Raw genomic sequence first — 16776 nt, 5'->3', positions numbered from 1 at the left:
CTGTTAGCTAGGAACGAATCAAATTCCTCTAAATGTTATGTCTAAGCATTTAGAAGTATCAAATAAAAAGTTTGGTAGATTGTGTTTTACTTTAAGGTTATTTTAAACTCTGCAAAATAAAATCAATGGTTTTATCGGTATTTTTATTCTCTGAAAAAGAATCTGTTATATGCTTAGGTTTTACTGCATACCCATTATCAATTAGATAATTAATATCATCAACATAATCTAAAGACACTTTTCCTGTCAATAACAAATCTATATTTTTACCTTCTTGATAGTAATCATATACTTTTTTAAGACCTGTTAAATAAAGATAATCTTTTGTAAACCCTCCTCCTCTATGTGCTCTGGTAGTAATATAAAAAGCTTCCTCTCGCTCTAAATCGTAATTATTATGAAGCAATCTAAACGTTTTTGAAAAAGAATAACCTTTAGCCAAACTATCTACAGCAATAACTCTATAAGCTAACTCTTTTAATCGTTTTACAGTTAAATTACCAGACATATATTCACTAAAAACAGCTAATCCTTCTTGAGTTTCAACATTACTTGGAAACCCATGAGAAAATATTTTTAAAGGATGTAATAAACCATTCATTGTTGTAACCATATGCACACCTATTTCATGGTTACAAAGTACACCTATTTCATTTTCGCTAAACGTATGATTAGTGTTAATTACTAAGGTTTGAATATTATTTAAAACCATAGCAATTGCGCCCATTGTTTCAGAGTATTTTATCTGATAACTAAAATCATATCGCTTTGAAAAATCTCTAAATTTTTCTTCAGTTTCACTAGCTGAATACTTCGGTTTAAAATGTTCTGCCTCTAGATTCTTTTCAAAATGCAAAATGAATTTGGCATTCTCTACATCTTTTTCGGTTGGTGTTCCAAACGAATGTAAACTATTGTAATAAAACTTTTTACCATCACCAATAGTTTCAATACATTGTATTAAACCAGAATAAAAGTAAATTATTTCTTCGTAAAGATTCTTTAACCTAACATCATCTATTAATTCTATTTGCATAGAAAAAAACTCACGATGGAGTTTAAACTTATCAAAATCTATTTGAGGATAAACAAAGTTAGGATCTGTTAGATATTTTGATGCAAAGAACTTTTCTTTCTCTGCCTCTATATTTAAAGGATTTACATAGCTAAGCAGTTCAATCTTCTTAACTAACTTGTCTATATATTCATCTATTTCAAATAATGCTTTTGTAGCCACAGTGTTTTCTAACTTCATTATAACCTTACTAATTTGGCTTATGTTTTTTTATAAAATCGTTGGCATGTGCAACTAATCTTGTCTTTAATTGCTTTTCAACTGCACTCACAACTTCGGGGTAATTGACTTGGTTATACTCATCACAATAAACCTTAGCAATTTCGGTTGCCAAAACTAATGTATTTTTAAAGTTATTGGTAATAAAACGCAAAAAATAACCATTGCCATAAAACGTATTATTTATAGCAGCTGTAGATTTTATGTTATTTGGTAATTCTATTTCAGAAAGACTTTGCCTCCAAGCTTCAATAGCTTCTCCAAAACGCTCATTGTCTATATTTTTAGTACCTAAATTCCATGTTGGTACTTCTCTATCCCATCGTTGCCAATTATAGCTATGCATATCGTATACAATAGCAACTCCAAACTTAGATTCTATTTTAGCAATTAACGCTTCTACAACTTTATAAAAAGTTTCATGCTTTTTAAGACTTTTTTGTTTTTGCTTTTCGTCTAAAGGCGATTTCCATAATTGCTTTCCCCAAGCAGTTTCAAACACTGCATCCTCTGGAAATCTGTTTAAATCATATTCAAACCTAGAGTCACATCCAGCAATTACAATTGGATGTGAAATTACCATATTTTTCGTTTCAGGATCTTCTTCATACCATCTGTCATATTCAGTATGTAAACAATTATCCCAAAGTTCTTTTCTAAATTGATGTCCATCATGTACAGCACCACAAACATATGGTACATACTCATCAATTTTTAATGTAAAAGAATAATCTGAAGTTACAGCGTGAAATACTTCTTCATTTTGAATTTTATTAATTATTTCTTCTACAGAAAGTCTAATCATAATTTAACTAAGAATCTTCTTTAAGTACATGTACATGTTTTTTTCTATAGCATCATAATTGCCATCAGAAAGAAACAAACTTTTAATATCAGTAAATAAATCGGTTAAATCTTCTTGTGAATAGTTGTGTTCTTTTAACCCTTTAATAATTTTTTGCAGACTTTGATAATCATTATCTGCATCAAACTCATCATGCACTTTTTGAAAGGTATTCATATCTACCTTTGAAATTATTATATTTTTTTCTTGGTTTGATTCTTCTAAATTTGAATGTGCTGTATATAAAAGTATATAAGCAACTAATTCGTCTTTGGTCCAATGCGTTGCTCCCATAATATATTTTTTATGCTTCTTCAACCGTTTTACGTAAACGCATACGTCTATCAAAAGCTTGCAATTTATCTTGTACTTTACTCTCTACAAAGTCTATAACCTTTTCTTCAATCTTAACTTTTGGTTTGTAAACTTTATTTATATAAGTGATGCCTCCTGGTGACATTACATTAACTTCAACTAATTTTCCTCCAATTACATCTATGCCAACAAAATATAAACCATCGTTAACTAATTTTGGTCCTATTTGTTTACATAAAGCTTTTTCTTCTTTACTTAATGAATGTTTTTGAATACTTCCTCCTGCAGACACATTAGATCTATGGTCATCACTACCAGGAACTCGCTTCATAGCACCAACTGGTTCTCCATTAAGTAATAAAATTCTAACATCACCTTGGTCAGCACCTTCAATATAATCTTGCAAAATCACATAATTAGAAGTACCATCAGAACTATTAATATAGAAATCTAACAGCGAGTTAATATTACTCATTGCAGACCTTTCAATTAAAATGACTCCAGAACCTCCAAAACCATTAAGAGGTTTTAAAATCATCTTGTCTGCAGTAGACTCTTTAATTTGCTTTAACAAATGCTTCTTACTTTTAGATACATGTGTAGCTGGAATAATATTACTATGTGCATCACCAAAAGCAGCTGTATATAACTTATTATTTGCTTCTCTCATGCCTTGTAATGAGTTCATGATGAACACATCATCTTTTACTGAATCTAAAAAGTTAAGCATGATAGGATCTAAAGGAGGGTTTGCTCTAAAAAAGATAACATCAAAGCCAGCAAGTGGTAACATTTCTTCTCTTAACTGTGCTTTTTTATAAAAAGCTTTTAAAGATGAAGGTGTTTTATCCATTCGTCCAATTACAGTACAATAAGCACATGTAACACTATTACGAATAGTTAAATTAGCAGGAGTACACATAGCTACTCCATGGCCACGTTTTACGCATTCTTTAATTAATGCTAAACTTGTATCATGTTCGGCGTCAATCTCTTCCCAAGGATACATTATAAAACAAATATTCATAGCAATAAAATTTGGTTGATTAGTGTAAAATAAATTTATAAAAATTATTTTACTTCATCATAATGGTCATCCCAATTTTTTACGACTGGATTACCCAGCTTCCCAACAGACTTTGCTACAATCATAGAAACAGTAGCATCACCTGTAACATTTATTACTGTACGACACATATCAAGTGGTCTATCAACTGCAAAAATTAATGCTAATCCTATAGCTAACTTATCAGCTGGAAAACCAATAGATTCTAAAACAATAACTAGCATAACCATTCCTGCTCCAGGTACTGCTGCACTACCAATTGAAGCTAATAATGCTGTCATTACAATCATTAATTGGTCTGAAAAAGTTAAATCAAAACCTAGTGCTTGAGATATAAAAACCGCAGCAACTGCTTGATATAAACTTGTACCATCCATATTTATAGTAGCACCAACTGGTAATACAAAACTTGACACCTCTTTATCTACACCAATATGCTCTTCAACACGCTCCATTGTAACAGGTAATGTTGCTGCACTACTACTTGTTGAAAATGCTAGTAATTGTGCAGGACTTATTTGTTTTAAAAACCAAAATGGATTCTTTTTTGTAACTACAGATACTACTAAAACATAGAAAACTACCATTAGTAATAAACCAGAAACTACTACGCCAGAATAGTATAACAAAGCATATAATAAATCTGGATCACCAGAAGAAACAACTACATTGGCTAATAAAGCAAAAACAGCATAAGGAGCTGTAAGCATAATCAAATCGACCATCTTTAAAACTACTTCATTTAAAGAATCGAAAAAGTTTTTTAATGGTTCTGCCTTCTTTTCACCAATAAGTAACATAGATATACCTAAAAATATAGCAAAGAAAATTACTTGCAACATATTTTTATTTTCGCTCATGGCCTTAAAAGCATTATCAGGAACCATATCGACTAAAAACTGTAATGGCCCACTACTTTGCTGCTTATTAGCTTCAGAAATCTTAGCTTGCACACTACTGTCGCTAGCATAGGTTTCAGTAAGTTTAGCTATGGTTTCTTCAGACACACCATCTCCTGGCTGAAAAGTATTTACAAGTACTAATCCTATTGTTATAGCAACTATTGTAGTAAAAATGTATATACCAATGGTACGAATACCAATATTAGCAAACTTAGAAATATCCTTTAAATCTGAAATTCCTTTTATAAGTGATGCTAAAATTAAAGGTATTGCAATTAGCTTAAGAAGCTTTACAAATATGGTTCCTAAAGGTTTAATCCAATCGGAAACAAACTCAGCACCTCCAGATACATTAAGCATAACAAATCCAAATACTAATCCTAATAGCATGCCTATTAAGATTTTCCAGTGTAAAGCCATTTTTTTCATTAATCTACGTTGTTTAGTTAGTGGTTATATTTTTGATAATTTATTTAAAAGCAAATAATCTGCAATAACTAGAGCAGCCATTGCTTCTACAATAGGAATTGCTCTTGGTACCACACAAGGATCATGACGACCTTTACCATGCATTTCTACAATATTGCCATCTTTATCAATTGTTTCTTGCATTTGCATAATGGTAGCAACAGGTTTAAATGCCACTCTAAAATAAATATCCATACCATTGCTTATACCACCTTGAATACCTCCTGATAAATTAGTTTTTGTAGTACCATCAGCATTAAAAGCGTCATTATGTTCACTTCCTTTCATTTTTGCACCACAAAATCCACTACCATATTCAAAACCTTTTACAGCATTAATAGATAGCATAGCCTTTCCTAGTTCGGCATGCAATCTATCAAACACAGGTTCTCCTAACCCAACTGGGACATTTTGAATCACACAAGTTACTGTGCCTCCAATAGTGTCACCTGCTTTTCTAATTTCCTTAATTCTAGAAATCATTTTTTCGGCTGATGCTTCATCTGGACACCTTACAATATTTTCTTCTGTTTTAGAAAAATCTAATGTCTGATATGGTTTATCTATAAATATATCTCCAACAGATGATGTAAATGCATTAATTTTAATCTGATTTAAAAATTGCTTTGCTAATGCACCAGCTACTACTCTACATGCTGTTTCTCTAGCAGAACTACGTCCTCCGCCTCTATAATCTCTCACACCATACTTTTGACTATAAGTATAATCAGCATGACTAGGTCTATACACATCTTTAATATGTGAATAGTCCTTAGATTTTTGATTAGCATTCTCAATAATAAACCCTATTGAAGTTCCTGTAGTTTTACCTTCAAATATTCCAGATAAAAACTTGACAGTATCAGGTTCCTTACGCTGAGTTACTATACTAGATTGACCAGGCTTGCGTCTATTCATTTCATTTTGAATAGCCTCAAAATCAATTTCTATTCCCGCAGGACAACCATCAACTACGCCACCAATTGCTACTCCATGAGATTCTCCAAAAGTTGTAAGCTTAAAAATATTTCCAAAGGAATTTCCAGCCATAAAAGCATTATTTAAATTTAGTATTGCTAATGTATAAGTATTATTATTAAAACAAAAATTACGATCATTTTTATCAAAAACGTTTAATCATTATCAATAACATAAACTTAACACTAACACTCCAGTTAATTAACTGGTTGGTAACTCCTTATTAATATATATCATATTAATTTGTATTTAAATAAAAACATATTCCTTGAGGTTAAAACGAAAACTTGAAGTCGCGATAATTTCTGATGTGCATTTAGGCACTTATGGTTGTCATGCTAAAGAATTACTTTCTTATTTAAATAGTATTGAACCAAAAAAGCTAATCTTAAACGGTGACATTATTGATATTTGGCAGTTTAGTAAACGTTACTTTCCTGCTACACATATGAAGGTCATTAAAAAAATTATGGATATGGCTGCTAATGGCGTTGAAGTAATTTACATTACAGGAAATCATGATGAAATGCTTAGAAAGTTTAGCAATATCTCTATCGGAAATATTTCTATTGTGGATAAATTGGTTTTTGAGTTAGACAACAAAAAGGCTTGGATATTCCATGGTGATGTATTTGACTCTTCTATTCAAAATGCAAAATGGCTTGCTAAACTTGGAGGTTATGGTTATGATATGCTCATTCTTATAAATAGATTTACCAATTGGTGGCTAGAATTAATTGGTAAAGAGAAGTACTCTTTATCTAAAAAAATAAAAAACAGTGTGAAATCTGCTGTAAAATATATAAGTGATTTTGAAAAAGTAGCTTCTGAACTAGCTATTGAAAATGATTTTGACTACGTAATTTGCGGGCATATTCATCAACCAAAAATGGAGCGTATCAGTAATAAACATGGCTCTACAACTTACCTAAATTCTGGAGATTGGGTTGAAAACTTTACTGCTTTAGAATACCAATTTAAACGTTGGAAAATTTATACATATAATCAAGACAAGCTTCAAGCTTTTAGTGTTGACGAAGAATTAAAGGAAATTAATCATCAAGATTTAATTGCAGCGATTACCATTATAGATCAAGGTAAATAATTTTTCTTCAATATTATTCCATTTAAAACGTTACTAATACAAAACAAATAGTTTTTTAATTGTAACTTTTTGCAGTTATTTGTGTCTTAAGTATAGATATTTAAAACAATTATATATGAAAAAAGTATTTTTATTGTCTTTGACAATCATAGGATTTGTGTTTACATCCAACGCACAAGAAATTGCTGACAATGCTATTGGATTAAGATTAGGTGATAGTGATGGTTTTGGTGCAGAAGTATCATATCAAAGAGGTATTGGTGATAACAATCGCTTAGAATTTGGATTAGGATGGAGAGATAAAGATGATTATAGTGCTATACGTGTTACAGGTTTATACCAATGGATATGGCAACTAGATGGTAACTTTAACTGGTATGCTGGTGCTGGTGGAGGTTTAGCCTCTTACAGTTTTGATAATGACGATATAGACAGTGACACTTCACTTTTTATTGCTGGTGATATTGGAATAGAATACAACTTTGACATTCCGTTATTATTATCGCTAGATTTTAGACCAGAACTAGGGTTTGGAGATTTAAATGATGATTTAGATTTTGATATTGCATTAGGAATTAGATATCAATTTTAATAAATACAATAATATAAAAAACGCCACCTCATTGAGGTGGCGTTTTTGTTTTTGCTAACTAAATGTTAATTAGTTGCAGTACTTATATTTTACCTTTATTTTGAAAACTATTAACCAATTGTAACTATATGAAACCTGTTATACTCTTATTATTCGTAGTACTCTTAAATACTCAAAGCAGCTTTGGTCAATCATCTGTTGAACACGTGTTAACTTCATTAACAGAGTTTGAAAAAGTTAGAGATTTTACAATCTCATCTAATGGTAAAGAAGCATATTTAACTGCTCAAAGTCCATTAGAAGAACTATCTGTTATTCTAAGAGTTGAAAACATAAATGGCAATTGGCAAAACCCACAATTAGCATCTTTTTCTAATGGTAAGTTTGGTGATTTAGAACCATTTTTAAGTCAAGATGGTTTAAAACTATACTTTGTTTCTAATAGACCCTTAGAGAATACAGACGATAAATTAAAAGATTACGACATTTGGTATGTTACTAGAACAACCATTAATAGTAATTGGAGTGCTCCTATAAATATGGGAAGCCCTATAAATACTAAAAACAATGAATTTTACCCATCCATAGCAAATAACAACAACTTATATTTTACGTCTGATGCTTTGGCTAAAACCGAAAAGGATAACATATTTGTTAGCAAATGGATAAATGGAAGTTATTCTAAACCTGAATCTATGAGTAGTTCTATTAACTCTAATGGTTATGAATTCAATTCATTTATTGCTCCTGATGAGTCTTATATTATATTTAGTGGCTACAACCGAAAAGACGGATTAGGTAGCGGAGACATGTATATTAGTTATAAAGATACAGCTAACAATTGGCAACAAGCAATAAACCTTGGAGATAAAGTCAACTCTAAATCTATGGATTACTGCCCTTTTATTGATTATACAACAAACACCTTATATTTTACTAGCAGAAGAAGCAATATTAAAAAGAATAACCATAACAACATTAATGATTTCATAAATAGCATTAATAGTTACGAAAATGGTTTAAGCAGGATTTATAGCATATCTTTAAAATCTATTATTAATAACTAAAAAAACTACATTATGAAATTAGGTGCTTTTTCAATAAGTCTTACAGTAAAAGATATAGAAAAGTCAAAGGCTTTTTATGAGAAACTTGGGTTTACCGTTTTTGGTGGAGATTTAAGTATGAATTATTTAATAATGAAAAACGGCAATTCATTAATAGGTTTGTTTCAAGGCATGTTTGAAAAAAATATTATCACCTTTAATCCTGGTTGGGATGAAAATGCTAACAAACTAGAGGCTTTTGAAGATGTTAGAGAAATTCAATCTAAACTTAAATCACAAGGTATTACATTAGATAGTCAAGCTGATGAAAATTCTACTGGACCAGCTAGTATTGTTTTAACAGATCCAGATGGTAACCCTGTATTAATTGATCAACATGTTTAGTTAATTTAACTTATTTAACAATACGCTTAAAAACACTACCAGCTTCAGTTTCTAGTTTTAAAAAATAAGTTCCTTTGCTATAACTTGAAAAATCAATCAAAATCGAGTTTGAATTTTTATTTAATTGCTCATAAACACGCTGTCCACTAATATTATAAATAGCTAGGTTTTGAATTATTGCACCTCCAGATTCTATAGTCAGTTTGTCTACTACAGGATTTGGATATACTTTTAAATTTTGTAAATCAAATTGAGATGTACTTAATAACGAAGCATCCGTTGTAATTCTAAAATCATTTGTAATAGCAGTTCCTGTATAGGAATTTGCCATTCTAACATAAATATTTTCTAACTCACTAGTGTTTTGATATACTTCAGGATTACTTATTGAGTTTACTCCAGACACAGCATCTTCTACTGTCACATGATAAGAAAAATCAAAACTATAAATGGTAGTATTTACACTTCCTAACATTTGCGATTCATTCATTCTCAGATTAAAATTCTCAACACCATCATCATTAGTATCTTCAACTACTAAATCACTAGGTTCTTGCTCCATAACTGGATAGGCTCCAAAAGAACTATTTCTAACAAATATAGCTGAATCATAAAGCGTATCAGAAGCATCACCAACAACTATTTTAATATTATAAGGATTACCAATAACTAAATCTTTAACTAACACAAAAGGTACTGTTTGTCCATTAAAGTTTATTGGTGAATTATTTGCATCAATATGAGGAATATCAGTATTTGTTGTAACATAATTATAGCGCTCAAAATAGGTTTCATTTTGTGCATCACAACCTGCATTATCACCACCTCTTACTGTTAAAATTGAAATAGCTGTATTTGTATTTGGCACAAGAGCTATATTTTCAGTAATTCCTGTCGTTAAATCTGTAATAAGAAAAGCAAATGTATCAGGAAAAGTACATTCAAAACCACCATACTCTTCCGAGGCGAAAATAAAATCTAAACTTATTTCACTTACATCAGCAATAAAATCAAACGAAACTGAAGAAGCGTTTAAAGTAGTCGCCATAGATGTTGCAGCCTCTAAATCAACATCTCCTGGCCAAGAGTTAGAACCTTCAGAAATAATTGAAGTGTTAGCTCCAGGAACACTTAAAATGTTGCCTGTTGATAAAACTAGTCCTTGCTCAAAAGGAAAATCTACATTACTTGATGTAAATGCGCCAATACTATGGATAGTTTCAAAATTATTGCTTCCAGTAACTATATAATTTGAAGCTGGAAAATTTGGATTTCCTATCAATACATTTGGAATTAAATCGTTAATAGCCACATTTTGATCAATAACAACTTGAGAAAATGTAAGCTGTATTGGGAATATTAATAAGCTTAAAAGTAATAATCTTTTCATAGTCAATAATTTGACTACTAATTTAAGTAAAATAAAACCTACAAAACAAGTATTCTAAGTTATATCTCTTAACACTTCATTCTTTCGAGGTGTTTTCCATGTTCCTCCTGTAAAATCTGGAATAGTAATACTTGCACTTTTATTAGCTACAGACAATTCAGATAGTGGTGTAATTGCACTCCACAATACACTATCATATAAATTAATATCTAATGGTAGCCCTTGATTTAAGCAACGAATTAATCTATAAACCATTACAAAGTCCATTCCTCCATGTCCTATAGCATTTGCATCTATTTGTTCTCTTAACTTTTTCCATAAAGGGTGGTCGTAACGTTCTCTATATTCTTTATACTCTTTTTCATCAAGCCAACTGTGACCCCATTGCAGTTCTTCATGTCCAACGTATAACCTAGAAGGATAACCTTGATGTGCAGCTTTAGTTCCTGTTACAGTATTTAATCTTGAGTAAGGTCTTCCTGTATGTGTATCAAACTGTAACATTATCGTTTTACCTAGCTTAGTTTTTATAAGTGTGGTGTTCATATCTCCACATGCGAAAGTTGTTGTTTTATAACCTTGTTTTTTTGCTGCTTCACTTAAACTTTGTTCTCTCGAACTCATACTTACTAAATGGTCATAGTTATCGCCTCTACCAATATCCATATAAAAGCTAACTGGACCTAGACCATGACCTGTGTAAAAATTACCATTTTTAGTTTCATGGTGTTTGATACGCCATTGGTCTTCATAATATGTTTCATGCATCATGTGTTTTCGTAGGTCATGTATATATGCACCTTCTGCATGATTAACCTCTCCAAAAACACCTTCGTTTATCATGTTTAACACCCAAAGCTCTTCACCATTATAACAGCAGTTTTCCATGTACATACAATGTTTTTTTGTACGTTCTGCAACTTCAATAAGTTTCCAGCAATCCTCGATAGTCATTGCCATTGGTTGCTCACAAGCAACGTGCTTACCTCGTTCCATACCATAAACCGACATTTCTGTATGATATTTCCATGGCGTTGCAATAATTAACAAATCAACATCATCTCGTTCTGCTACTTTTTTCCACTCATGTTCATTACCAAAATATAAATCAGCTCCCTTTCGTTGGATCGTTTTTAAGTAATCATTATTTTTTACAACCTTATCTTCTTTTAAATCTGAAAGTGCTACAATTTCGGCATGATTGTTTTTAACTAAATACTCAAACATTTGAATAAGAACCGAACCTCGATTTCCCATTCCTATCATTCCTACTCTAACCTTATCTATAGGATTAACCGTTAAGCCAACTGCAGTTCCTAATGCTTTTTTAGTACCATCTAGCAAGGCTTTAGCTTGGGCTTCTTCAATAACTTGTTTATCATCCTTACAAGCAATTAATGATGGCGTTATTCCAAAAAACAAACTTGCTCGTGCACTTAAATTCAAAAAGTCTTTTCTGTTCATGATTGTAGTAGTTAATAGAACAGAAAGGTAAAAAAATCTATTTAAAAATTAGATTGAAATACAGTTTACTAATGCTTCGTTATAAATAGATTCATAAAAAGGAACTATTTGGTGAATATCAAAACGTTTGGCTTCTTTTATTGAATTGTCCTTAAACTCTTGAAGAACTTTTGGGTCTTTTAAAATTTTAATAGCATTTTTTGCCATGTCATCAACGTCACCAACATTGCTTAAGAACCCAGAAATACCATCTACATTAACCTCAGGAATACCTCCTGTATTACTAGAAATCACTGGAACTCCAGACGCCATTGCCTCTAAAGCTGCTAATCCAAAACTTTCAGTTTCTGATGGTAATAAAAACAAATCACTAAAACACAAAATCTTGTCTATTTCGCTACTATTACCAAGGAAAATGACTTTATTTTCAATACCTAACTTTTGACATAAAGCTTCAGCTCCTTCTCTTTCAGGACCTTCTCCAATCATCATTAACTTTGCTGGCACTTCTTTTTGAACTCTATAAAATACTTTTATAACATCATTAATACGTTTAACAGGTCTAAAATTACTAATGTGTGTCATAACTCGTTCGTCTTCATTTGCTAGCATAGCTCGTTGACAATCGGTAAAATGATGTTGATGTTTGTCTAAATCAATAAAATTTGGAACAACTTTAATATCGTTTTTTATATCAAATAATCGCATTGTATCGTCCTTTAAACTTTGTGATACAGAAGTTACTGCATCAGATTTATTAATGCTAAACGTTACTGCAGTTTTATAAAAAGGATGACTACCAACTAGTGTAATATCTGTACCATGAAGTGTTGTTACAATAGGGACTTCAATACCTTCTTCATGCAACATTTTTTTTGCCATATAAGCTGCATAAGCATGAGGAATTGCATAGTGTACATGAAGTACATCTATTTTATGGAGCTTAACCATATCTACTAACTTACTTGATAAAGCAAGTTCATAAGGCTGGTAATGAAACAATGGATATTCAGGAACATTTACCTCATGGAAATGTACATTACTGTTTAATAGCTCTAATCTTACTGGTTGGCTATAAGTAATAAAATGTACTTCATGACCTCGTTTTGATAATTCTAAACCAAGTTCTGTAGCTACAACTCCACTACCTCCAAATGTTGGATAACATACTATACCTATATTCATATTATTCTTCTATTGCTTCGTAAATTAAGCGTTGAATTTCTGTTCTAATATTTTCTCTTAACAATCTATTTTTACCAGCTTTAGGATAAGTTCTGTTAGCTAAAAACACATATACTATCTCTTCTTCTGGATCTGCCCAAGCATATGTACCTGTAAATCCAGAATGACCAAAACTTGTCATAGATATACATCCACATGTTGGACCTTCATCTCCTAATTGAGGCTTATCAAAGCCAATACCTCTTCTATTATCATCGTCACAAAAATAGCATGTATTAAACTTATCTAGCGTATCTGTATCTAAATAACGCTTACCTCCATAAAATCCTTTTTGCAAATACATTTGCATAATTTTAGCTACATCATTAGCATTACTAAAAACACCTGCATGACCTCCAACTCCATTTTGCATTGCTGCTCCCATATCATGTACATAACCATGTACTTCTTTATAACGAAAATAATTATCAACCTCAGTTGGAATTATTTGTGTATCACTAAATTTTTCAGAAGGATTATAGGTTGTATAATTTGCTCCTAAAGATTTGTAAAAATGCTGTTGTACCAACTTATCAAGAGTTTGGTCGTAATGAGCTTCAATAAATTTCTTTAAAATATAATAGGGTAAATCACTATAACGATAACGAAGTCTATTTAATAAGTCGCTCTCTACGATTACCTTTTGAATAGAGTCCTGATAATCAGTACGCATGTACATGTTTTCTGTAACTTTAACATCAAACTCTTTAGACCTTTTTGTGCGATAATATTTTTTATCTGGCTTGCTAGTAGCTGAATCTAACGTTGCAGCATAAAAAGGCACCCAAGGTTTTAATCTAGCATAATGAGATAACATACGCTTGACAGTTACATTTTTTTTATTTGAAGTTTTATATTCTGGTAATAAATCAGAAAGTTTAGAATCTAAGGACACTACTTTTTTTTCCTCCAACTCCATTAATAATGGCAAAGTTGCCAGAATTTTTGTTAATGAAGCAACATCATAAACATCATTAAACTTAACTTTCTCTTTTCCATCATAAGTATGCTTCCCAAAATTTTTGTTATAAATAACCTTTCCTTTTCTTGAAACTAATAATTGAATACCAGGAGTCATTTTTTCTTTAACTGCATATTGAGCTACAGAATCTAACTTTAATAGTCGCTCACTACTCATACCAACATTCTCAGGTAAACCATAACTTAATCTACTAATTGAGGGAAAAGAAATCCCATCTCCAGCACTAAAGTTATTTCCTGAAGAAACAGGCAACACACCATTAGCAGAAATAGCTCCAAAAATTAATTGTGCAGCCTTTTGTTGAGCTATTGCACTGTTTTGATAAGAAACCATAATGCTTTCAAAATTCTCTACAGTTTTTAAATCCAATAATGCATATGGCCTTGTAAAAACATTTAAAATAACTTTATTTGTTCTCGCTATTTCGTAAAGCCACACTAGTTCCTGATCTTTAAATTTATAGCCTTTCCATGGATTAGCATTTGACCTATGAAAACCAACAATAACTGTATTGTAATTACTTAGCTTACTAATTAATTCATCTAGATTCTTTCCTTTAACCTCATGAACCTTATCGTACTTTTGTAATTCTGAAAGAAAAACAGAACCATCATCATCACCAAGCTTTACATAAGCTATTTCCTTTTTATCTAAATCTCTAAGCGGTAAAATTTGCTTTTCATTTTTAACAACAGTTATAGCTTTTTCAATAAGTTGCTCGTAAAGTAAATCGTCTTCTAATCTATTTAAATCTTCATATAAATTGAAAGTGCCTATTGGAGAATAGTTATTAAGGCCTACTTTATACTTCGCCATTAATATCTTTTTAACAGAATGCGCTAATCGTTCTTCACTTATTTCTCCTTTTTCGTATGCTTCAGAAATTTTCTTAATACCTATTGGAACACTTTCCGACATTAACATAACATCATTTCCAGCTTTAAAAGCTGCCAAATCAATATCACCTGTGTTACTAAAGTTTGAAGCACCTTTCATTGTAAGTGCATCTGTAAAAATTAAACCTTTAAATCTTAAACGCTCTTTTAATATATCAGTCACAATACGTTCAGATAATGACGATGGATAACCAGAGCGTGGTTCTAAACTTGGCACATTTAAATGTGCTACCATAACACTAGATAAGCCTTTATTAATAAGCTGTTTGTATGGATACAACTCAATTGAATCTATACGTTTTTCATTAAAGTCTATGGTAGGTAACGTTTCGTGTGAATCTTGTGCTGTATCGCCATGACCAGGAAAATGCTTAGCATTAGCTAAAACTCCAGCTTCTTGCATCCCTTTCATAAAAGCCAATGCTTTATTGGTAACGTTATCTCTATCTTCACCAAATGAACGATTACCAATAATTGGGTTTTTAGGATTGGTGTTAATATCTACAACAGGAGCGAAATTAAAATGAACACCTAAACGTTTACAGTGCTCACCTATATGTTTACCTGCCTTCTCTACAAGCTTATTATCTTTTATAGCTCCTAAGGTCATATTCCAAGGAAATGCATAAGTAGAATCCAAACGCATGCTCAAACCCCATTCTGCATCCATACCAATAAGCAAAGGCAATTTTGACGCTGCTTGAAGTTCATTATTTAATTTTGCTTGACGAACTGGACCTCCTTTAGAATAAATAAGACCTCCAATATGATGCTCCTTTATTTGTTTTATTATTGATTGCTTAGTTTTTTCATCTTGACTGGAAAAAACCTGAACCATATATAGTTGTCCTACTTTTTCTTTAAGTGTCATTGAATGATAAACACTATCTACCCATTTTTGTTGCGCCTCAAAATCTTTTGAAACTAATGGATTAATATTTTGAGATAAAATAGGTAACGAAAAAAGAAGACTTAAGATAAAAGAGGGTAAATAACGCATAGTTTGGGTTTTATTCTAAATACAACTTAAACTATGCCAAAATAGTACTTTTAAATAAAAAAATGTATGACTTTAAGATAGTTTTATAACCAAGTTAATTAACAATGATTTTGATTATTGCTCAATCTTCTTACGACGAAATATAAGCGCCATAAAAAACCCAAAGAATAGAAAGTTGTATATAAATTTAGATAAAGAGAATGGATCCTTTGAGAAAAGGTCAAAAACTGCCATAATTATAGCAAACATCAAACCATTAGCAATTCCTATAATTAATAATTCTTTGTTTGATCTTACTTGTGTCTTCAATCTTTTATAAAAATCTATTATGCCAACTTTCTTCTGCAGGCACTTCCCAGTTTTCTAGATACTCTGCTTTATTAGCAACTAAATTATTAAATACAATTGTTTTTTTAGAAACGGCTCTGTCCTTTGCCATTTTCTTAAACTCAGTTAACGGCTTGTATGCAATGAACTCTCCTTGCTTATATGAAACGTTCATTTTATCCATTAAATCAATATTATACTCTTTTTCTAATTGCATAATAAAGTGAACTGAAGCATCAATTGAACAACCTGTAGCAGCATTCAAGTTTTGATTTAACCCAATAACTATAAATCGCTTATATTTAAGCTCATAAGCAGCTTGTAAATCACTTCCATGAGCGGTCCAATTCTCGATAAATGTATCTAGTTTAGCACTAATTTCTTCTTGTTCATTTCCTGTTAATGAACGGTTAGCTTGGTATATCCAAACTCTAGATGTTTCTGGTAATGTATTAAAATCTACAAGCATAAACAATTT

General features: G+C 31.2%; 15 protein-coding genes. 4 read left to right on the top strand and 11 right to left on the bottom strand.

The genetic code is table 11. The features are described 5' to 3' along the window. Positions 1-97: 97 nt before the first annotated feature. Genes ACLII3_RS14230 through aroC form a run of 6 tightly spaced genes read right to left on the bottom strand, consistent with a single transcriptional unit; the run spans position 98 to position 5939 of the window. A complete protein-coding gene (locus ACLII3_RS14230; protein ID WP_412984930.1) occupies positions 98-1255 on the bottom strand; it encodes a flavohemoglobin expression-modulating QEGLA motif protein in 1158 nt (385 codons plus the stop codon). A 10-nt stretch (positions 1256-1265) separates the two neighbouring features. Then, complete coding sequence (locus tag ACLII3_RS14225) at positions 1266-2099, bottom strand: N-formylglutamate amidohydrolase (RefSeq protein WP_412984928.1); 834 nt, start codon at positions 2097-2099, stop codon at positions 1266-1268. A gap of 3 nt (positions 2100-2102) precedes the next feature. Continuing rightward, a complete protein-coding gene (locus tag ACLII3_RS14220; RefSeq protein WP_412984926.1) occupies positions 2103-2432 on the bottom strand; it encodes a hypothetical protein in 330 nt (109 codons plus the stop codon). Between the two features lie 10 nt (positions 2433-2442). Continuing rightward, positions 2443-3480, bottom strand: a complete 1038-nt coding sequence (gene gshB / locus ACLII3_RS14215; protein WP_412984924.1) for a glutathione synthase — start codon at positions 3478-3480, stop codon at positions 2443-2445. Between the two features lie 44 nt (positions 3481-3524). Beyond that, positions 3525-4850 (bottom strand): dicarboxylate/amino acid:cation symporter, encoded by a 1326-nt coding sequence (locus ACLII3_RS14210; RefSeq protein ID WP_412984922.1) that lies wholly within the window; start codon positions 4848-4850, stop codon positions 3525-3527. A gap of 24 nt (positions 4851-4874) precedes the next feature. After that, on the bottom strand, positions 4875-5939 hold the full coding sequence (gene aroC, locus ACLII3_RS14205; protein WP_412984920.1) for a chorismate synthase: 1065 nt from the start codon (positions 5937-5939) through the stop codon (positions 4875-4877). 196 nt (positions 5940-6135) lie between these two features. Between aroC and ACLII3_RS14200 the strand changes: the two genes are divergently transcribed. The 4 genes from ACLII3_RS14200 (at position 6136) to ACLII3_RS14185 (ending at position 9015) form a co-directional block, all read left to right on the top strand. Beyond that, on the top strand, positions 6136-6972 hold the full coding sequence (locus ACLII3_RS14200; protein ID WP_412984918.1) for a UDP-2,3-diacylglucosamine diphosphatase: 837 nt from the start codon (positions 6136-6138) through the stop codon (positions 6970-6972). 115 nt (positions 6973-7087) lie between these two features. Further along, positions 7088-7564, top strand: a complete 477-nt coding sequence (locus tag ACLII3_RS14195) for a hypothetical protein (protein ID WP_412984917.1) — start codon at positions 7088-7090, stop codon at positions 7562-7564. Between the two features lie 128 nt (positions 7565-7692). After that, positions 7693-8631: a hypothetical protein gene (locus tag ACLII3_RS14190; protein WP_412984915.1), complete on the top strand. Its 939-nt coding sequence runs from the start codon at positions 7693-7695 to the stop codon at positions 8629-8631. Between the two features lie 12 nt (positions 8632-8643). Then, positions 8644-9015, top strand: coding sequence for a VOC family protein (locus ACLII3_RS14185; RefSeq protein ID WP_412984913.1), 372 nt, complete (start codon positions 8644-8646; stop codon positions 9013-9015). Positions 9016-9025: 10 nt separating this feature from the next. Here the strand turns inward: ACLII3_RS14185 and ACLII3_RS14180 are convergent, their stop codons facing one another. The 5 genes from ACLII3_RS14180 to ACLII3_RS14160 all read right to left on the bottom strand — a co-directional run bounded on the left by ACLII3_RS14180 (position 9026) and on the right by ACLII3_RS14160 (position 16767). Then, positions 9026-10405, bottom strand: a complete 1380-nt coding sequence (locus ACLII3_RS14180) for a choice-of-anchor L domain-containing protein (protein WP_412984912.1) — start codon at positions 10403-10405, stop codon at positions 9026-9028. 54 nt (positions 10406-10459) lie between these two features. Next, positions 10460-11869 (bottom strand): Gfo/Idh/MocA family protein, encoded by a 1410-nt coding sequence (locus ACLII3_RS14175; protein ID WP_412984910.1) that lies wholly within the window; start codon positions 11867-11869, stop codon positions 10460-10462. Between the two features lie 48 nt (positions 11870-11917). Further along, on the bottom strand, positions 11918-13054 hold the full coding sequence (gene bshA / locus ACLII3_RS14170; RefSeq protein ID WP_412984909.1) for an N-acetyl-alpha-D-glucosaminyl L-malate synthase BshA: 1137 nt from the start codon (positions 13052-13054) through the stop codon (positions 11918-11920). A 1-nt stretch (position 13055) separates the two neighbouring features. Further along, complete coding sequence (locus ACLII3_RS14165; RefSeq protein ID WP_412984908.1) at positions 13056-15971, bottom strand: glycoside hydrolase family 3 N-terminal domain-containing protein; 2916 nt, start codon at positions 15969-15971, stop codon at positions 13056-13058. A 313-nt stretch (positions 15972-16284) separates the two neighbouring features. After that, entirely contained in the window at positions 16285-16767 is a 483-nt protein-coding gene (locus tag ACLII3_RS14160) for an ABC transporter ATPase (protein WP_412984907.1), read from the bottom strand. Positions 16768-16776 lie beyond the last annotated feature (9 nt).

Origin of the sequence: Pontimicrobium sp. IMCC45349, from assembly GCF_047219225.1 — a bacterium.
GTDB lineage: Bacteria > Bacteroidota > Bacteroidia > Flavobacteriales > Flavobacteriaceae > IMCC45349.
The sequence above is the reverse complement of the archived record's forward strand: the minus strand, read 5'-3'. Positions and strand labels throughout refer to the sequence as shown.